Here is an 18,501-nt window from a genome sequence, read left to right as displayed (position 1 = left end):
CAGGTCATTTTTCAAGACGGAACCTAGGATCACCTTGCTCGCTACACATTATAGTTACTATCGGCTACTATGGTGCGACTCACGTAATCAAATAAAGGTTCCTTATGACTACGCATTTTCGACTTATTTTTACGACTTGTGCAAATGAGGCTGAAGCCCGTCAGTTGGCACAACATCTAGTTAAAGAAAAGCTGGCTGCTTGTGTGAACATTTTGCCTACTATTGAATCTATTTACATGTGGGAAGGCGAGGTAACTCAAGCTATTGAGAGTAAGTTACTGATCAAAACTAAGTCAGAAAAAATGAATGAGGTGATCCAAACTATCAAGAAATTGCATAGTTATGAGGTGCCTGAAATTCAGGTCGTTGATGTGGCTACGGGCAATTTAGCCTATTTTAATTGGATGGATGAGGTACTTAATTAATGCGATCGTTCCTTTTATTACTTTGTGCATTGTGGCTTATGCCAGCAAGTGCAAGTAATAACAATTTACTTGGAAATCTACTACAACCTGCGGAGCAAACATTTCTCCCGGTTGATCAGGCGTTTGTTTTCGATTTTGACCAGCAAGGCAAAACCTTATTTATTGGCTGGGATATTGCGCCTGATTATTACCTTTACAAAAAGAAAGTCGAAATTATTGCCAAAGGCGCTGATATTGAAGTTCCTGATCTTGGCAAGGGCGTGATTATTGAAGATGAGTTTTTTGGTAAGACTGAGGTATTCTTTGATTCGTTAAGTGTGGTTTCTAAGCTCAGTAACGTCACAGAAGATGCGGTTGTTAAAGTGCGTTTTCAAGGCTGTGCCGAGGCGGGGTTATGTTATCCGCCAGAAGTTAGAACCATTCCTTTATCTGTGATTGCAGGTGAGCAAGTATCACAGGCTGCAGATGCGGGGAACGCATTAGCGGCATTAACACAAGCAGCCGATACTAATGAAGCGTCATCAGCCCCTTCTCAAGAAGTTTCAAAACCAGCTGGTGAGCAGTCATATACCGATAAGCTGGCATCGCAAGGTTTACTAACGAACCTAGTAATCTTCTTTTTAGTGGGTGTTGGTCTTGCCTTTACACCATGCGTATTCCCAATGTTTCCGATTTTGTCGAGCCTTATTGCGGGTCAGCAGAATTTGTCGACTAAAAAAGCGTTCTCGCTGTCTTTTGTGTATGTACAAGGTATGGCCGTTACTTACGCAGCACTGGGCTTAGTGGTTGCATCATTAGGTGGGCAAGTACAAGGGTATTTACAGCATCCTACTGTACTAATTAGCTTTAGTATCTTATTTGTATTGCTGGCAATGTCGATGTTTGGCTGGTACGAAATCAAGTTACCTAGCGGCATGATGAATAAACTCACTCAGGTTAGTAACCAGCAAAAAGGCGGCAACTATGTTGGCGTATTTATGATGGGTGTACTGTCTGGTTTGATTGCTTCACCATGTACAACAGCACCTTTATCTGCTGCTTTACTTTATGTGGCGCAAAGTGGTGACTATCTAGTTGGTGGTTTAACACTTTATGTGCTCAGTTTAGGCATGGGCTTACCATTATTATTACTGGGGACTTCTGGTGGTAAATTACTACCAAAAGCCGGTGGTTGGATGGAGCAAGTGAAAACCCTATTTGGTTTCATTATGCTGGTTGTGCCGCTTATTCTGCTTGAGCGTATTGTTGATATTGAAATCATTTGGTTAATGGCGGGTTTATTAGCACTTGCTACAGCGCTTTATTTACACCATTGGCAAAGTGGCCAATCACAAGGCAAGCTAAAAACAACATTGTGGTTTGCAGCAACCTTATTGGTTGTAACTGGGGCAAGTTTAACGAAAAATTATTTTTGGCCTAGTAAAGCGGTAGTTGCTGAAGCTGCTGTACAAACACATGGTTTTAGACAAGTTGCTAATCTAAGTGAATTAAAAGAAGAAATTGCACAGGCAAGTAGCGAGGGGCGCTTAGTGATGGTCGACTTATATGCCGACTGGTGTGTTGCCTGTAAAGAGTTTGAGCACTACACGTTTCCTGATGCTAAAGTGCAAGAGCAATTTGCTCACTTTGAATTAATTCAAATCGATTTAACTGAAAGCGATGCAAAGACCATAGAGCTAATGGAAGAATACACGGTATTTGGGTTGCCGAGCATTTTGTTCTTTGATAGCCAAGGTAATGAGCTTTTAGAGCAACGTGTAACAGGCTTTTTAAATGCCAAAGACTTTGCAGAACATTTAGCAAAAGTTCGAAATACCGCTAAATAAACGCAAACGTGCAAGAAAATAGCAAAACGCCACTCATCTGAGTGGCGTTTTTGTATCTGCATCGTAAAAAATACTTATTTTAAGTGAAAAATAGCAAATTTACTGATTGAAGCTCAATTTATCAACAGGAAAACAGCTGGAATGACACTGTTGTGTGCCTTGCTATGCTTGACTTTACCACGAATGGGGAGTGATTAGACCAGTATTTTGCTGCTATTTACGTCGAAATATCTATAATAGGTGGTTAACGTGAGAAATAGTTGCTATTTTACATCAGCACGCTTAGGTTAAGCGTGGGTTTATGATGAATATGGTTAAACTGCTTACTTATAGGATATATCGCGTATTATGGCTGCAAAATTCAAACTTTTAGTTCTAAATGGGCCAAATTTAAACATGCTTGGCAAGCGTGAACCAGAAAAGTACGGTACTCAATCTCTTGATGAGATTATAGCTGAACTTAGCTTGGTTGCTGCCGGTCTCAATGTTGATTTAACGCATTTCCAAAGTAACAGTGAAGCTGCATTAATAGAACGCATTCACGATGCATGGCAAATGGTTGATGCAATAATTATCAATCCTGCTGCATTTACGCATACAAGCGTAGCCTTACGGGATGCATTACTCAGTGTAAACATTCCCTTTTACGAGGTGCATTTAAGTAATGTGCATGCTCGAGAAGCATTCCGTCATCATTCGTATTTTTCGGATGTGGCACAAGGCGTCATTATTGGATTAGGAGCAATGGGTTATAAGGTGGCACTTGAAGCTGCTGTTAGCCGGTTGCAAAACACACATTAATTTTTTAAATAACTAACAGGCGGGTCGTTCAATGGATATTCGCAAGATCAAAAAACTTATCGAACTAGTAGAAGAATCTGGTATTGCTGAATTAGAAATCACTGAAGGTGAAGAGTCAGTACGCATCAATCGTAACAACATGTCTGCAGCACCTGCAATGCAGTATGCACCACAGCAGTTTGCAGCACCTGCACCAGCAGCGGCTCCAGCTCCAGTAGCAGAGGCACCAGCAGCAGAAGCGGCTGCTCCAGCTGCACCGACTGGCCATCAAGTTAAATCTCCTATGGTTGGTTCATTCTACTCAGCGGCTTCTCCAGAAGCAGCACCATACGTAGAAGTAGGTTCTAAAGTAAATGTTGGCGATACGTTATGTATCGTTGAAGCAATGAAGATGATGAACCAAATCGAATCTGATAAAGCAGGCACAGTAAAAGCTATCTTAGTTGAAAATGGCGAGCCAGTAGAATTCGATCAACCTTTATTCATCATTGAATAATAGCGCAACAAAAGGCCAACTCTATGTTAGATAAAGTAGTCATTGCAAACCGAGGTGAAATTGCACTTCGCGTACTGCGCGCCTGCAAAGAGCTTGGGATCAAAACTGTTGCTGTGCATTCAACGGCAGACCGTGATCTTAAGCACGTGTTACTGGCAGACGAAACAATTTGTATTGGTAAACCAGCAGCCACTGAAAGTTACTTAGATATTCCGCGCATTATTGCAGCGGCAGAAGTAACAGACGCAGTTGCTATCCACCCAGGTTATGGTTTCCTTTCTGAAAATGCAGACTTTGCTGATCAAGTTGAGCAAAGCGGCTTTGTATTTATCGGTCCAAAAGGCGACACAATTCGTTTAATGGGTGACAAAGTTTCTGCAATCGAAGCGATGCGTAAAGCCGGTGTACCTTGTGTACCAGGTTCTGATGGCCCATTAACGGCAGACAGTGAGCGCAACATTCAAATCGCTAAGCGCATTGGTTACCCTGTAATCATTAAAGCAGCAGGCGGCGGCGGTGGTCGTGGTATGCGTGTTGTTCGCAGCGAAAAAGAACTGATTGATTCAATCGCTCTTACTCAGCAAGAAGCTAAGCAGTTCTTCGGTAATGGCATGGTTTACATGGAAAAATTCCTTGAAAACCCACGTCACATCGAAGTTCAAGTACTGGCAGACGGTCAAGGCAATGCCGTTCACTTAGGTGAGCGTGATTGTTCAATGCAACGTCGTCACCAAAAAGTTGTTGAAGAAGCGCCAGCGCCAGGTATCACAGCTGAAATGCGTAAGTTTATCGGTGACCGTTGTACTCGTGCATGTATCGAAATCGGTTATCGCGGTGCAGGTACGTTCGAATTCTTATACGAGAACGGCGAGTTCTATTTCATCGAAATGAATACCCGTATTCAGGTTGAGCACCCAGTAACAGAAATGGTCACTGGCGTTGACTTAATCAAAGAGCAGCTAAAAATTGCAGCTGGTCAGCCACTATCATTCACACAAGAAGATGTGGTTATTCGTGGTCATGCAATTGAGTGCCGTATTAATGCGGAAGACCCAGACACTTTTATTCCATCACCAGGTAAAATCACGCGATTCCACCCTGCAGGCGGATTAGGTATTCGTTGGGACAGCCACATCTACGCAGATTACACAGTACCACCTCATTACGATTCAATGATTGGTAAGCTGATCTGTTACGGTGAAAACCGTGATGTAGCCATTGCTCGTTCACGCAATGCGTTAAACGAATTAGTGATTGATGGCATCAAGACCAACACACCACTGCACAAGAAAATCTTGGCAGATGAGAACTTCCAAAACGGTGGTACAAACATCCACTACCTTGAGAAGAAACTAGGTCTGTAAACAAAATTCTGTTTAAGCTAAAAAGCCGGCAACTTTGCCGGCTTTTTTTTGTCAAATTAGTCATAAGAGTGATTCTCGCCTTACAAAATTATTCTGGTATGATTAACAAAGTAATGTGTTTTTAGTTTTTCATGAGGTAATAATGACCGACAGTGTTGGTTTTCCACTCGCTGATGAAGCAGCAACGGTTAATATGGGTAAGCAACTTGCAACCTTAATGGAGCAAGGAGCAGTCATCTACTTACATGGTGATTTAGGTGCCGGTAAAACGACATTAACCCGTGGTATCGTGCAAGGTTTCGGTCATCAAGGTAAGGTTAAGAGTCCAACTTATACACTGGTTGAGCCTTACCAATTAGCCAAAGCTGATGTCTATCACTTTGATTTATATCGCTTAGGTGATCCTGAAGAACTTGAATATATGGGAATTCGTGACTATTTTTCACCACAGGCCATTTGTGTTGTGGAATGGCCTGAAAAAGGCGGCGAATTTATTCCAACACCAGATCTTGATATCACCCTACGCTATGAAGGCGAGGCGCGTGCTATTACAATTAATAGCTTAACCGAGCGTGGTAAGGCTATTGTTCAGCAACTTACGAGCGCGCAAGAATAAACATATAAAAATAAAGGTGTATTAGTAAAAATGGGTCGTTGTACGTTTAAACTATTAACTACTTTGATGTTATTGGTTGTTAGCCAGATTGCGCTTGCACAAAATACCATTAATAGCGTACGAGTGTGGCCCTCACCTGACAGCACTCGTGTGGTCTTTGATTTAAACGATAAACCTGATTTCAGCTATTTCATGCTGAAAAATCCAGCTCGTTTAGTCATTGACTTAAAAAATACCGACAAACTAGATAGCTTGCCTGCTATTCCTAAAAAGCATCAGATTGTTTCCAAACTGCGTTACTCAAAACCAAAAGACAGCAAAAGTGTACGTTTTGTCTTTGAGCTAGCCCGTGCCAGTAAACCTGTTGTATTTGCTTTACTACCAACCGATCCCTACAAGCATCGTTTAGTGGTTGACCTTGTTGATAAAACACCGAAGGCTGAGCCCGTTGTTTCGACCAATACCAGTGTGAAAAAACGCGAACTTAATCAAGAGCGCGATATTGTTATTGCCATTGATGCAGGTCATGGTGGTGAAGACCCCGGTTCAATTGGTCCATCAGGCACTTATGAAAAAGATATTACGCTACAAATAGCGAAGCGCTTAGAGCGAATGATAGATGCTGAAAAAGGCATGATTTCGCGTATGGTGCGCCGCAGTGATTACTTTGTAAATCTAAACACCCGTACCAGCATAGCTCGTAAGAAAAAAGCTGATTTCTTTGTGTCGATTCATGCGGATGCCTTTACTAGCCCGCAGCCAAACGGTGCCTCAGTGTGGGTGCTATCACTGCGCCGTGCAAATTCAGAAATTGGTAAATGGATTGAGGATAAAGAAAAACACTCAGAGCTTTTAGGTGGAGCAGCTGGGGTATTAAAAGATACTGCAAGCGAAAAATATTTAGCACAAGCACTGCTAGATATGTCGATGGATCACTCGATGAAAACAGGTTTTAGTGTCGCAGAAGAAGTGGTTAGCGAATTACGAAAAGTGGCTAAAATGCATAAAAAACGCCCGCAAGCGGCGAGCCTTGCGGTATTGAAATCACCCGATATTCCGTCTATTTTGGTCGAAACAGGGTTTATTTCGAATCCGCGTGAAGAGCGAATGCTAAAAACGGCGCAGCATCAGGAGCGCTTAGCTAAAGCAATTTTCACCTCGATTAAAAATTACTACATGAAGAATCCACCAGATGATTCACTATTTGCTAAGTTAAAGTCGCAGTTTCCGACTAAACACAAAGTTCGCCCTGGTGAATCGTTAAGTATTTTAGCAAGCAGATACAACACCTCGGTGAGTAAGCTAAAAACGGCCAACAACTTAAAATCGAATACCTTATTTATTGGTCAAGAGCTTGATATTCCTCAAAGCTAGTCAATTTTCGTGTTAGGAACACTATGAGTATAGAAATACTACCCGCGCGATTGGCTAACCAAATTGCAGCGGGTGAAGTGGTTGAACGCCCCGCATCCGTTGTTAAAGAGCTGGTAGAAAACAGTTTAGATGCTGGCGCAACGCGCATTCAAATAGATATTGAGCGTGGTGGGCATAAGCTAATTCGTATCCGCGATAATGGCTCTGGCATTAATAAAGATGAGCTAACATTAGCCTTGTCGCGCCATGCTACGAGTAAGCTTAAGTCACTCGATGATCTTGAGAACATTTGCTCACTGGGTTTTCGTGGTGAAGCGTTAGCATCAATTAGTTCTGTTTCTCGCTTAACCTTAAGCTCAAAGCCAAAGCAGCAAGAAGCGGCATGGCAAGCGTTTGCTGAAGGTCGCGATATGGCGGTGCAGATTAAGCCAACAGCACACCCTGATGGTACCACCATTGAGGTGAAAGACTTATTCTTTAATACCCCTGCGCGCCGTAAATTTCTTCGCACCGAGAAAACCGAGTTTTCACATATTGATGAGCTCATAAAGCGTATTGCGCTGAGTCGTTTTGATGTCTCTATCACCCTGACTCATAATGGCAAGGTCGTGCGTCAATACCGTGCTAAACCAAACCCTGAGCAAGCGATAAGCCGTGTTGCACAAGTGGCGGGTAAAGCATTTAGTGAACAGGGGCTGCATATTCAGTCAGGTGAAGCAGGTTTGATGTTGCGAGGTTGGGTATTGCCCGTGGGCTCAACGAATAGCACGCAATATACCTATGTGAATAATCGCATGATGCGCGATAAACTCATTTTGCATGCAATCCGCCAAGCCTTTGAAGAAGTCGCTGGCTCTGAAGAGCTGCCAGGTTTTGTCATTTATATTGATATTGACCCACGTCAGGTCGATGTAAATGTGCACCCAGCGAAACATGAAGTGCGTTTTCATCAAGGCCGTTTAGTGCATGACTTTATTCTACAGGCAATAAAACAAGTGGTGGTACCGCTTCAGCATGAAGCTGGTTTTACAGAGTATAATGACACTGCTTTTCAGCATGCTTCGTTTGATGAGGCGCACTCAAGCAGCATGCAGCCAAGTTTTACTCAATCAGCGCCAACAGAGCAATATGATTACCCTAAATCTGAATTGCAGCCAACTCGTTCAGGTAGTTACTCTGGGACAACAGGAACAGGGCGCTCTGGTGGTGGCTTTAGTAGCGACAGCCAAGGCCGCAGTAAAACATCGCATCAAGATGTCAATGCCTTTTATCAAGGGATCAGTGAGCAACATGCTGCGCATTTTGACCAAGTACGCCCAGAGCCAAGCGTTACAGTACCGGTTGTTGAGCAAGCTAAGCTTGCCAAATTCATCCACGTACGCGAGGGCGAATGCGTATTTAGTGAAGACAACCAACTCTTTGCTGCGCACTTTAAGCATGCTTTAGCACTCGACTGGCAAGCGCACGTAGAGCAAGCAGGTAGCCTTGACGGCAAAGCCTTATTGTTACCTGTGCGAGTAAATGCAAGTGCTGATGATATTAGTGCGTTAAATGCTCAGCAGTCGTGGTTTACCTTACTTGGTTTTGATTTAGTAATAGAAAAGCAGTTTGTGATGGTTAAAAAGCTTCCGCCTTGTGTGTATTTACTTGATGTAAGTGATGCTATTGAGCGGCTTATTGCTGGCTGTAAAGCCTCACCAAGTTCACTCGATGAATGGTTAGCTTGGTTAGCTCAACAAATACCAACACGTTATTACGCAAGCCAAGCCTTTATGGAGCAAGTAGCTCGGTTAGAAAATAATCCACAAACTATGCAACGTTTACGTCAAAAAGCAGTTAAAATAGAACTATCTCAGTTTTTAAACTAAGCAAGGTATTTAGGCTTGAATAACTTACCCGTCATTTTTTTAATGGGACCAACCGCTGCAGGGAAAACAGATTTAGCAATTTCGCTGTGTGAGCATTTAAACACAGAAATAATCAGTGTTGATTCAGCATTAGTCTATAAAGATATGGACATCGGCACGGCAAAGCCAAATGCCGAAGAGCTTGCTCGTGCGCCGCATCACTTAATTGATATTATCGACCCAGCAGAAAGTTATTCAGTGGCAGATTTTCGCCGTGATGCAATTGAAAAGATTGATCTATTTCATCAGCAAGGTAAAGTACCTGTATTGGTTGGCGGTACAATGATGTATTTTAAGTCGCTTATTGATGGCTTATCACCGCTACCAGAGGCATCACCTGAAGTACGTGCTGAACTCGAAAAAGAAGCAGCACAGTTTGGTTGGCCACATTTGCATAAAGAACTTGTGAAAATCGATCCTGATGCAGCGAAAAAAATGAGCGAAAATGATTCGCAAAGAATTAATCGTGCATTAGAAGTGTATCGTATAACAGGTAAAACAATGACTGAGCTGCAAAAACAAAAGCAGCCTGAGCTTCCTTATACTTTCTATCAATTTGCCATTGCACCTGATGATCGCAGTGAATTACATCAGCGAATTGAGAAAAGGTTTAAAATAATGCTCGATCAGGGGTTTGAAAATGAAGTTTCATCCCTATATAAACGTAAGGATTTACACCCAGACCTACCTTCGATTCGTTGTGTGGGTTATAGACAAATGTGGGATTACATTGCTGGCGAAATTGACTATGATGAAATGGTCTTTCGTGGTATTGCAGCCACACGGCAGTTAGCCAAGCGACAACTGACTTGGTTAAGAGGTTGGCCTGAAGTAATTTGGTTGACTACGGGTGATGAAGAAAACTTGCAACGTGTAGTAAGTTCGCTAAGCTAGTAGTAGCTGAAAGTTTTTTAGCTTTGTTAAATTAGTTCAGCTACTTAATTATAATAACACCTAGAACGAAGGAAAATAACATGGCAAAAGGCCAGTCGTTACAAGACCCATTTTTAAATGCGTTACGTCGTGAGCGCATTCCAGTATCAATCTTTTTGGTTAATGGCATTAAATTGCAGGGTAAAATCCAGTCATTTGACCAATTTGTTATTTTACTTGAAAACACCGTAAATCAAATGGTGTATAAACACGCTATTTCAACTGTTGTTCCAGCGCGTTCTGTTAACTTCCAAGGCGTTCAAGGAAGTGATGATTCAGAAGAGCAAGAATCTGGAAATTTTTAAACTTAGGAGCGTAATGCTTGTTTGACCGTTATGAAGCCGGCGAACAGGCAGTTTTAGTTCATATCGACTTACCTAAAGAGGGAGATCGCGAAGATCTTCATGAATTAGAGTTGTTGGTATCTTCTGCTGGTGTTAGTAGTTTGGCGATTGTGCAAGGCAGTCGTCAAGCACCGCATCCGAAACTTTTCGTCGGGACCGGAAAAGCAGAAGAAATCGCTGAAACTGTCAAAATCCACAATGCAGATGTCATTATTTTCAACCATCAACTTAGCCCGTCACAGGAACGCAATTTAGAGCGCGTTTGCCAGTGCCGCGTTCTTGATCGTACGAGTTTGATCTTAGATATTTTTGCGCAGCGAGCGCGAACTCACGAAGGTAAACTTCAGGTTGAGTTAGCTCAGTTACGCCATATTTCTACTCGCTTGATCCGTGGTTGGACCCACCTTGAAAGACAAAAAGGCGGGATAGGGTTACGTGGTCCGGGTGAAACCCAGCTCGAAACCGATAGACGATTACTGCGCGCAAGAATTAAAAATATTCGTGCCCGTTTAGATAAAGTTGCTGTTCAACGTGAGCAGGGGCGACGTGCGCGTACGCGAAATGAAATTCCAACTGTGTCACTAGTAGGTTATACCAATGCGGGTAAATCAACGTTATTTAACCGTATTACTGACTCAGATGTGTATGCTGCTGATCAGCTATTCGCAACCCTAGATCCAACCTTACGTAAGTTAGATATCGGCGATATAGGTCCAATTATTTTAGCGGATACGGTAGGTTTCATTCGTCACTTACCTCATGACCTTGTTGCAGCATTTAAAGCGACCTTAACAGAAACCCGTGAAGCTGATTTACAGTTGCATGTTATCGATGTGGCAGACCCTCGTCGAAAAGAAAATATTGAGCAAGTACAGTCTGTTTTAAAAGAAATCGAAGCAGATGAAGTGCCGCAATTATTGGTTTATAACAAAATTGATGCGCTAGATGACGTTGCGCCACGTATAGATAGAAACGACGAAGGTCAACCGGTACGAGTCTGGTTGTCGGCGCGCACTGGCGTTGGCTGTGAACTGCTAAGTGAGGCAATTAATGAGTTACTTGCCAAGAAGATGTTTGCTGATGAGCTAAAATTACCACCACAACATGGTCGTATTCGTGCAGCATTATTCAACTTAAACGCAGTTCATCAAGAACGTTTTGATGAGCAAGGAAACTGGTTGTTATCGGTACGCTTGCCAATGGCAGAATGGAATCGCTTGAAAAAAGAGATGGGACAAGACCTCGACTCTTTTGTAGTGACTGATTAAAAATCGCCAGCATTTGTCTTTTTTAGTATGAGAAATGCTGTAGATTTGATAGATTTAACCTAATTCATTTAGATAACAATGGAGTATAGCTATGGCCTGGAATGAACCGGGTAATAATGGCAATGATAAAGATCCGTGGAATAATAAAGGCGGAAAAGATCAAGGCCCACCTGATTTAGACGAGGTAATGCGTAAATTCGGCAACAAGTTTGGCGGTTTATTTGGTGGTAATAAGCCAGGTAAAAACGGCGGCGGACTTGGTGGCGCAGGCATTTCTTTCATCCTTATTATTGCCGTCATTGTATGGGCATTAAGTGGTATTTACACGGTAAAAGAAGCCGAGCGCGGTATTGTTTTACAATTTGGACAATACAATCGCATTGCAGAACCTGGCTTACGTTGGAAAATGACCTTCATTGAACGCGTGATCCCTGTAGATATTGAAGCGGTTCGCTCGTTATCTGCAAAAGGTTTCATGCTGACAGAAGACGAGAACGTGGTAAATGTAGAGTTTGAAGTACAATACCGTGTTATCGATCCACACCTATACAAGTTTAGCGTAACCGACGCAGATGGCAGCTTGAAACAAGCGCTTGATAGTGCTCTTCGTTATGTGATTGGTCATGTAAAAATGGACCAAGTGCTAACAACTGGTCGTGAGTTAGTGCGCCAACAAACGTGGGATGAACTAAACAAAATCATTGAGCCTTACAACTTGGGTATTATCGTAAGCGATGTGAACTTTAAAGATTCACGTCCGCCGGGTGAAGTAAAAGACGCGTTTGATGATGCTATTGCTGCACAAGAAGATGAAGAACGCTTTATCCGTGAAGCTGAAGCTTACGCTCGTGAAATTGAGCCTCGTGCCCGTGGTCAAGTTACGCGTATGACACAAGAAGCAGAAGCGTACCGTGAGCGTATTACTTTAGAAGCGCAAGGTGAAGTAGCACGTTTTGAAAAACTGTTACCTGAGTACCAAGCTGCGAAAGAAGTAACCCGTAAGCGCTTATATATCGATGCGATGGAAGAAGTGCTAGGTAACAGCTCTAAAGTGTTAGTTGATGTAGAGGGCGGTAATAATATGATGTATCTACCGCTTGATAAAATCATGGAAAAGCAAGGTACAGCAACGCGTGTTGCGCTACCAAGCTCAAGTGATATTCAAGATCTTCGCAATAAGTTAAATCCATCACGTAACAGCACGGTTAATTCAAGTAATGATCGTTTCGCAACTGACCGTTTTAATGAGGGGAGATAAGTAAGATGAAAAATTTTAGTTTAGTAATACTTGCCCTTGCAGTTGTGCTGTCTTTTTCTGCGATTTTTGTTGTACAAGAAGGCGAAAAAGCAATTGTCTTATTATTCAGCAAAGTTGAAAAAGACAGTGACGATAACGCTGTAGTATATGGCCCAGGTTTACACTTAAAAGTACCTTTCTTTAGCCAAGTACGTCGCTTAGATGCACGAATTCAAACGCTAGATGGTGAAGCTGACCGCTTTGTTACTAGTGAGAAAAAAGACTTAATCGTTGATTCTTATGTGAAGTGGCGCATTAATGACTTTAGTGCATTTTACCTACGTGCCCGTGGTGATAAGCAATATGCTGAAACACTGCTTAAGCAAAAGGTGAACAATGGACTTCGTACTAATTTCGGTTCTCGTACAATCAAAGAGATTGTCTCTGGCGAGCGTAGTGAATTGATGGAAGAAGCGTTAGTTCAAGCGTCTGAAAGTGCGCAAGAGCTAGGTATTGAAGTACTTGACGTACGTGTTAAGCAAATTAACTTACCACAAGAAGTGAGTAGCTCAATCTTCCAGCGTATGCGTGCTGAGCGTACTGCAGTAGCTAAAGAGCACCGTTCAGAAGGTCAAGAAAAAGCTGAGACAATTCGCGCAGAAGTAGACCGCCGTGTAACCGTAATGCTTGCAGATGCTGAACGTAATGCTCGTACAGTACGTGGTCAAGGTGATGCTGATGCTGCTGCTATCTATGCTAATGCATATAACAAAGACGCTGAATTCTTTGGTTTTATGCGCAGCCTAGAAGCATACAAAAATACCTTTAAAGATAAACAAGACGTGATGGTAATTTCACCTGATAGCGACTTCTTTAATTATATGAAAGGTACAAAAGTACAGTAAGTAATACTCGTATGATCAAAAGCCCCGCAATTTGTGGGGCTTTTTTGTCTCTGTAAGTGATTAATTTTTATTCTTAACAATTTTATAAACCTCTGTTCTGCATGTAGTTGTTTAAGTAATTGAGAAGATAAAAATTCAGGCGCAGAAAAAATAAGCTAAACGGGGTGATCTTTCACCTCGTTTTCTGATAAAATCTCGTCCTAATTTTTTCTAAGTGAATTTGCAATGGGTAAAAACGTTGTTGTACTAGGCACCCAATGGGGTGACGAAGGTAAGGGTAAGGTAGTTGACCTCCTTACAGACAAAGCATCTTTAGTAGTTCGTTATCAAGGTGGTCATAACGCAGGCCATACTCTGGTAATCAACGGTGAAAAGACGGTTTTACACCTTATTCCATCGGGTGTATTACGTGACAATGTTAAGTGTGTGATCGGTAATGGTGTTGTTTTATCACCAGAAGCATTAATGAAAGAAATTGGCATGCTAGAAGAGCGTGGCGTACCAGTACGTGAGCGCTTATTAATCAGCGAAGCATGTCCATTAATTTTACCTTTCCACATTGCATTAGATTTAGCCCGTGAAAAAGCACGTGGCGATAAGCCAATTGGCACTACAGGTCGTGGTATCGGTCCAGCTTATGAAGATAAAGTAGCACGTCGTGGTTTACGTGTAGGTGACTTATTCAATCCTGAACAGTTTGCTAGCAAGCTTAAAGAAGTATTGGAATACCATAACTTCACTTTAGAGCATTACTACAAAGCTGAACCAGTTGACTTCCAAAAGACATTTGACGATGCAATGGCTATCGCAGATATCTTAAAAGCAATGGTTGTTGATGTTACTGAGCTTCTTGACCAAACGCGTTTAGCTGGCGACAACATCTTATTTGAAGGTGCGCAAGGTACATTACTTGATATCGACCACGGTACTTACCCGTACGTAACATCATCAAACACAACAGCTGGTGGTGTAGCGACTGGTGCTGGTTTTGGTCCATTACACCTTGATTACGTGTTAGGTATTATCAAAGCTTACACTACACGTGTAGGTTCTGGTCCATTCCCTACAGAGCTTTACGACGGTCTTGATAAGCAAGATCCAGTTGGTAAGCACTTAGGTGATAAAGGTCATGAGTTCGGTGCGACGACAGGTCGTTTACGCCGTACAGGTTGGTTAGACGCAGTGGCAATGCGCCGTGCAGTGCAAATCAACAGCATCTCAGGTTTCTGTTTAACTAAACTAGACGTTTTAGACGGTTTAGAAACATTAAAAATCTGTACTGGTTACCAGTTAGAAGATGGCACAGTAACGAACGTTACACCATTAGCAGCTGAAGGTTACGAGAAAGTAACACCAGTATACGAAGAGATGCCAGGCTGGTCAGAAAACACAGTAGGTGCTACGTCAGTTGATCAATTACCGCAAGCGGCACTTGATTACATCAAACGTATTGAAGAAATCACTGGTGTTCCAGTTGATATCATCTCTACTGGCCCAGACCGTGTAGAAACTATGGTATTACGCAGCCCATTTGCATAATCGTCATAGTGACTGAAAAAGCTGCTTCGGCAGCTTTTTTTGTGCCTAAAATTCACTTGGTATAATATTTGTATATTATTTGCTAAGACTGACTTTATTTAAGTGATTTTGATGCGTGTTTTTTTGCCTTTAACATTACTCTTCTCAAGCCTGAGTATGGCTGAAGAGCCTATCACAGCTGTGCCTCTTTACACAGAGAGCGAGTTAATAGGCTTGATCAATAAAAATACACACCTAGCACGCGTAAAGGCAGATGATTGCCAGTTAGTGCAAGATATCGAAGCGCGAGCCAATAAAATGGCACTGCCATCATATCAGTTCCTGTATGGCGATATGCTAGCTTATGCAGTGTGTGTAGACCGTAATGTAGAGTTAGGGGTTTATTATATGCGTCAAGCTGCCCAGCAAGGGCTTGGTGCGGCATTAGAGCAACTAGGTCGCTACTATGATGTAGGTCAGTTAGTGCAGCAAGATAAAGCAATGGCGGTGACCTATTTACGAGAAGCATCAGCTCAAGGTAACCTAAAGGCACAAATGCGTTTGGTTAATCTATTTAATCAAGGTTATGGCAGCCCACGAGATTATGAAGACGCCTACCGTTGGTTATTTCATTCAATGGTTGCCGATAAAGCAACTCACAAGAAAGTCGAAAATTTACTCGCTAAGCTTGCCGAAAAAATGCCAGACAGCGTCGTTGCACGCGCCCGTTTACCTATGTAGGCAAATAAAAATACATGCAAATAAAAAGGCCAGCTAATGCTGGCCTTACTGTTATTTCTCTTCTTTATTTTCTTTCGGTTTGCCGTTGTTCGGGTCTTTTAGCACCGATAGTTTAGGCGGTTGAAGTGCCACAATACGTTCACCTACTTGTGGAGGTTTTTCCATATTTGTAGTGAACGGGCGAATTTTAATAGGCGTATCGTCATCATCGCTTTTTTCACCATTTAAAATAAATAATGGGATTGCTTCGCTATTAACTTCTTTATATTGATCCCAACTAAACTCTTCAGAAATACGCGTCGCACTAACTTTGCCGCCTTTGGCAATTAAGCTGCTTAAACGGGCATAAGCGCCATTGTCGCCAAACAGAATTTGTCGTGACAAGAAGGTCGCACTGTCTTTATTCGCTTTTGCATGGTTAGTCGAAGAGCGCAGAGAAAATACATTCTTTTCGTCGAACAAATGCGAGAAGTATTGTACGCCTAATGCATTGTGATGGCGGTTAGGTGAAAGCGCGAGTACGCTACGAATTGTTGTTAATGGTAAATAACGCTCCGCATGCTCTGACTGCGGATTACCATAGTAACAAGGTAAGCCATCCATGCGTGCCATTTTACAGTTTTCCCATGCAGGATCAGATAAGTGCACCGGAATATTTTGATCTTTTAAGCCGCAAGCAATAGCACGGGCTACATGGTTTGCGCCAATAATTAAAATAGTATTTGGCGCAGGCTGGCGTACTTTTAATAACTTTGCCAACGGTGTTGCTGTAAGGCTTTGCAGTACTACAGTAATAATAATTACAGTAAATATAAGTGGCACTATTTTTTCAGCATCGGCAATGCCAGCTTCGACCATACTTAGAGCAAATACAGAGCCCACCGCAGCGGCAACGATACCCCGTGGTGCAATCCACGACAGAACTAAACGAGACTTAAGTGGTAAATCAGTTTTAAAGGTCGATATTGCAATACAGGCTGGGCGAGCCACAAAAAGCACGATGGCTAAGAAAATAAACACATCGCTATGTAACATCATTAAATCTGATAGCTGTAGTCGGGCTGCAAGTAAGATGAACAGTGATGAAATTAAGATCATCGAAAGGTCTTCTTTAAATTCAAGCACAGAGTCAATTTCGAGATCATCTTGGTTAGCAAGCCAAATACCAAACACGGTAACAGCGAGGAGGCCAGATTCATGGCTTAGGTGGTTCGAAACCGTAAAGCTAATCAGTACTAAGGCTAAAATGCCAAACTTGTGTAACTCAAATGGTAGCCATTCTCGGCGTATCAGCAATGTGGTAAGCCAACCGGCAACGACACCAATGGTTAAACCAACTCCCAGGGTTTTAAAGAGCGCGATAATGGTATGACTCAGTACTTCGCCTTGACCTACAAGCATGACAGCTTCAAATACTAGTACTGCGAATAATGCACCTATAGGGTCTATAACAATACCTTCCCAACGCAAGATGCGGTCAATATCTTGAGTAGGTCTCATAGAGTTTAACAGCGGCGCAATAACTGTAGGTCCAGTTACAACAAGCACCGCCCCAAGTACTGCAGCAACTCGCCAGTTCAGCTCTAAAATCCAATAAGCGCTGAAGCTGATTACTAAGCAAGTCGTGAGCATTCCAATAGAGCAGAGGTTACGAACTACCTTACCAATCCCTTTTAACTCTCTGAAGTGTAAGGTTAGTGAACCCTCAAATAAGATCACCGCCACACTTAAAGAAACTACAGGGAAGAGTAAATCACCCAGTAGAGCGTCAGGTTCTAGTACGCCACTAAATGGCCCTAAAACTAAACCTGTTAGTAGTAAAAATAAAATAGCGGGTACGCGAAACGCCCATGCGACCCACTGTGCTAATACTGAGCACAATGCGATCCCTGCTATATAAATTGCTGACATAGAATAAATTATCCTTTTGTTACTACTGTTCAAAAAAGGTCGAATCACATTATTTATGATGTAATGCAATCCTCAATTAGACCTTTGAAATAAAATTGCCTGCTTATTAAAGCTTACTCATCACTATAGACACAAGCAAACTTGATGCTTCAAATACGATTTTAGTCGTTATTACTACTTTTTGGGGTTATATCTAAAACAAAAGTCAGGTTTGCAGAGAAAAAATCATTAGGGCTAACATATGGTGATCTAACTTATTGTTAAAAAGTATTTATTTTTCCTATTTATGGCAAGTATAAAAGCTGTGATTACTTTTCGCCCTTGATCTTTACCCCTGATTTCCCGTATTATATTTCGTGTTCAAACAATTTGATATCTAAATGTTTATCGGTGTTGCTACAGTTTTCTAGAGCTTTACCTCTAAATAATCAATTGCTTGTAACAATTTTAGTGTTTTATTCACTTTGTTTTCTAATTAAATAGAAATGAGCTTTCCCGTGTTCAGTGTGTATTTATTACGTGTTGAATAGAATATAAGTTCATTATCTGGTCAATGTTTAGTTCCCATCGTGGCAGCTAAATCTCGGTCATACAATCTACACCCTATCTGTTGGTGTACCAGATTGTATAGGCTCTATGTATGTTGTTATTAATAAAAGCCTCACACAGCTTTTTACAGCGATACATAAACAACACTTATCTCTTTTTATCAACTTATGGTTTATAACCGTTTGGTCTACTGACTGAATAAAAGTTGTGCTATATCTAATCGCAGTACTTGCGTGGCGTAGTCGTGTGCATAGATAAGTTGTTTGGCAAAGTGGTAATAGTCAGT

At 42.0% G+C, this 18,501-nt stretch carries 16 protein-coding genes; 15 read left to right on the top strand and 1 reads right to left on the bottom strand.

The window, feature by feature from the left end:
- The first annotated feature begins 104 nt into the window (after window positions 1–104).
- The 15 genes from cutA (at window position 105) to IRQ78_RS11200 (ending at window position 15,755) form a co-directional block, all read left to right on the top strand.
- Window positions 105–425 (top strand): divalent-cation tolerance protein CutA, encoded by a 321-nt coding sequence (cutA, locus tag IRQ78_RS11270; protein WP_054552426.1) that lies wholly within the window; start codon window positions 105–107, stop codon window positions 423–425.
- Entirely contained in the window at window positions 425–2,251 is a 1,827-nt protein-coding gene (locus IRQ78_RS11265) for a protein-disulfide reductase DsbD (protein WP_194442199.1), read from the top strand. Before cutA ends, IRQ78_RS11265 begins: the two co-directional genes overlap by 1 nt.
- A gap of 348 nt (window positions 2,252–2,599) precedes the next feature.
- Window positions 2,600–3,052, top strand: a complete 453-nt coding sequence (gene aroQ, locus IRQ78_RS11260; RefSeq protein WP_138600159.1) for a type II 3-dehydroquinate dehydratase — start codon at window positions 2,600–2,602, stop codon at window positions 3,050–3,052.
- 31 nt (window positions 3,053–3,083) lie between these two features.
- A complete protein-coding gene (accB, locus tag IRQ78_RS11255) occupies window positions 3,084–3,548 on the top strand; it encodes an acetyl-CoA carboxylase biotin carboxyl carrier protein (protein ID WP_054552429.1) in 465 nt (154 codons plus the stop codon).
- 23 nt (window positions 3,549–3,571) lie between these two features.
- Window positions 3,572–4,912, top strand: coding sequence for an acetyl-CoA carboxylase biotin carboxylase subunit (gene accC / locus IRQ78_RS11250; protein WP_054552430.1), 1,341 nt, complete (start codon window positions 3,572–3,574; stop codon window positions 4,910–4,912).
- A gap of 142 nt (window positions 4,913–5,054) precedes the next feature.
- Window positions 5,055–5,528, top strand: a complete 474-nt coding sequence (gene tsaE, locus IRQ78_RS11245) for a tRNA (adenosine(37)-N6)-threonylcarbamoyltransferase complex ATPase subunit type 1 TsaE (RefSeq protein ID WP_054552431.1) — start codon at window positions 5,055–5,057, stop codon at window positions 5,526–5,528.
- A gap of 66 nt (window positions 5,529–5,594) precedes the next feature.
- Window positions 5,595–6,902, top strand: a complete 1,308-nt coding sequence (locus IRQ78_RS11240; protein ID WP_228482617.1) for an N-acetylmuramoyl-L-alanine amidase — start codon at window positions 5,595–5,597, stop codon at window positions 6,900–6,902.
- A 23-nt stretch (window positions 6,903–6,925) separates the two neighbouring features.
- On the top strand, window positions 6,926–8,770 hold the full coding sequence (gene mutL, locus IRQ78_RS11235) for a DNA mismatch repair endonuclease MutL (protein ID WP_194442195.1): 1,845 nt from the start codon (window positions 6,926–6,928) through the stop codon (window positions 8,768–8,770).
- A gap of 15 nt (window positions 8,771–8,785) precedes the next feature.
- Window positions 8,786–9,703 carry a tRNA (adenosine(37)-N6)-dimethylallyltransferase MiaA gene (miaA, locus tag IRQ78_RS11230; protein WP_187489504.1) on the top strand — a complete coding sequence of 306 codons (918 nt, stop codon included), beginning with the start codon at window positions 8,786–8,788 and terminating at the stop codon, window positions 9,701–9,703.
- Window positions 9,704–9,783: 80 nt separating this feature from the next.
- Window positions 9,784–10,047 (top strand): RNA chaperone Hfq, encoded by a 264-nt coding sequence (gene hfq / locus IRQ78_RS11225; RefSeq protein WP_054552435.1) that lies wholly within the window; start codon window positions 9,784–9,786, stop codon window positions 10,045–10,047.
- A 17-nt stretch (window positions 10,048–10,064) separates the two neighbouring features.
- The gene (gene hflX / locus IRQ78_RS11220; RefSeq protein WP_054552436.1) at window positions 10,065–11,354 is read left to right on the top strand and encodes a ribosome rescue GTPase HflX; all 1,290 of its coding nucleotides are present in this window, start codon (window positions 10,065–10,067) and stop codon (window positions 11,352–11,354) included.
- Window positions 11,355–11,445: 91 nt separating this feature from the next.
- Window positions 11,446–12,612: an FtsH protease activity modulator HflK gene (gene hflK / locus IRQ78_RS11215; RefSeq protein WP_054552437.1), complete on the top strand. Its 1,167-nt coding sequence runs from the start codon at window positions 11,446–11,448 to the stop codon at window positions 12,610–12,612.
- A gap of 5 nt (window positions 12,613–12,617) precedes the next feature.
- Entirely contained in the window at window positions 12,618–13,496 is an 879-nt protein-coding gene (hflC, locus tag IRQ78_RS11210; protein WP_054552438.1) for a protease modulator HflC, read from the top strand.
- 225 nt (window positions 13,497–13,721) lie between these two features.
- Window positions 13,722–15,035, top strand: coding sequence for an adenylosuccinate synthase (locus tag IRQ78_RS11205; RefSeq protein ID WP_054552439.1), 1,314 nt, complete (start codon window positions 13,722–13,724; stop codon window positions 15,033–15,035).
- 111 nt (window positions 15,036–15,146) lie between these two features.
- Window positions 15,147–15,755, top strand: coding sequence for a tetratricopeptide repeat protein (locus IRQ78_RS11200; protein ID WP_054552440.1), 609 nt, complete (start codon window positions 15,147–15,149; stop codon window positions 15,753–15,755).
- Window positions 15,756–15,806: 51 nt separating this feature from the next.
- On the opposite strand, the gene IRQ78_RS11195 is transcribed toward IRQ78_RS11200, so the two are convergent.
- Entirely contained in the window at window positions 15,807–17,666 is a 1,860-nt protein-coding gene (locus IRQ78_RS11195; protein ID WP_138600166.1) for a cation:proton antiporter, read from the bottom strand.
- Window positions 17,667–18,501 lie beyond the last annotated feature (835 nt).

The organism is Pseudoalteromonas simplex, assembly GCF_015278155.1.
GTDB lineage: Bacteria > Pseudomonadota > Gammaproteobacteria > Enterobacterales > Alteromonadaceae > Pseudoalteromonas > Pseudoalteromonas simplex.
Note: the sequence above shows the minus strand (reverse complement) of the source record. Positions and strands in the feature narration are given on the sequence as shown.

Coding starts and splice junctions, on each gene's coding strand:
- IRQ78_RS11265 (WP_194442199.1), top strand. CDS start 425: ATGCGATCGTTCCTTTTATTACTTTGTGCATTGTGGCTTATGCCAGCA.
- hflK (WP_054552437.1), top strand. CDS start 11,446: ATGGCCTGGAATGAACCGGGTAATAATGGCAATGATAAAGATCCGTGG.
- hflC (WP_054552438.1), top strand. CDS start 12,618: ATGAAAAATTTTAGTTTAGTAATACTTGCCCTTGCAGTTGTGCTGTCT.
- tsaE (WP_054552431.1), top strand. CDS start 5,055: ATGACCGACAGTGTTGGTTTTCCACTCGCTGATGAAGCAGCAACGGTT.
- aroQ (WP_138600159.1), top strand. CDS start 2,600: ATGGCTGCAAAATTCAAACTTTTAGTTCTAAATGGGCCAAATTTAAAC.
- hfq (WP_054552435.1), top strand. CDS start 9,784: ATGGCAAAAGGCCAGTCGTTACAAGACCCATTTTTAAATGCGTTACGT.
- IRQ78_RS11205 (WP_054552439.1), top strand. CDS start 13,722: ATGGGTAAAAACGTTGTTGTACTAGGCACCCAATGGGGTGACGAAGGT.
- accC (WP_054552430.1), top strand. CDS start 3,572: ATGTTAGATAAAGTAGTCATTGCAAACCGAGGTGAAATTGCACTTCGC.
- accB (WP_054552429.1), top strand. CDS start 3,084: ATGGATATTCGCAAGATCAAAAAACTTATCGAACTAGTAGAAGAATCT.
- cutA (WP_054552426.1), top strand. CDS start 105: ATGACTACGCATTTTCGACTTATTTTTACGACTTGTGCAAATGAGGCT.
- IRQ78_RS11200 (WP_054552440.1), top strand. CDS start 15,147: ATGCGTGTTTTTTTGCCTTTAACATTACTCTTCTCAAGCCTGAGTATG.
- IRQ78_RS11195 (WP_138600166.1), bottom strand. CDS start 17,666: ATGTCAGCAATTTATATAGCAGGGATCGCATTGTGCTCAGTATTAGCA.
- mutL (WP_194442195.1), top strand. CDS start 6,926: ATGAGTATAGAAATACTACCCGCGCGATTGGCTAACCAAATTGCAGCG.
- IRQ78_RS11240 (WP_228482617.1), top strand. CDS start 5,595: ATGTTATTGGTTGTTAGCCAGATTGCGCTTGCACAAAATACCATTAAT.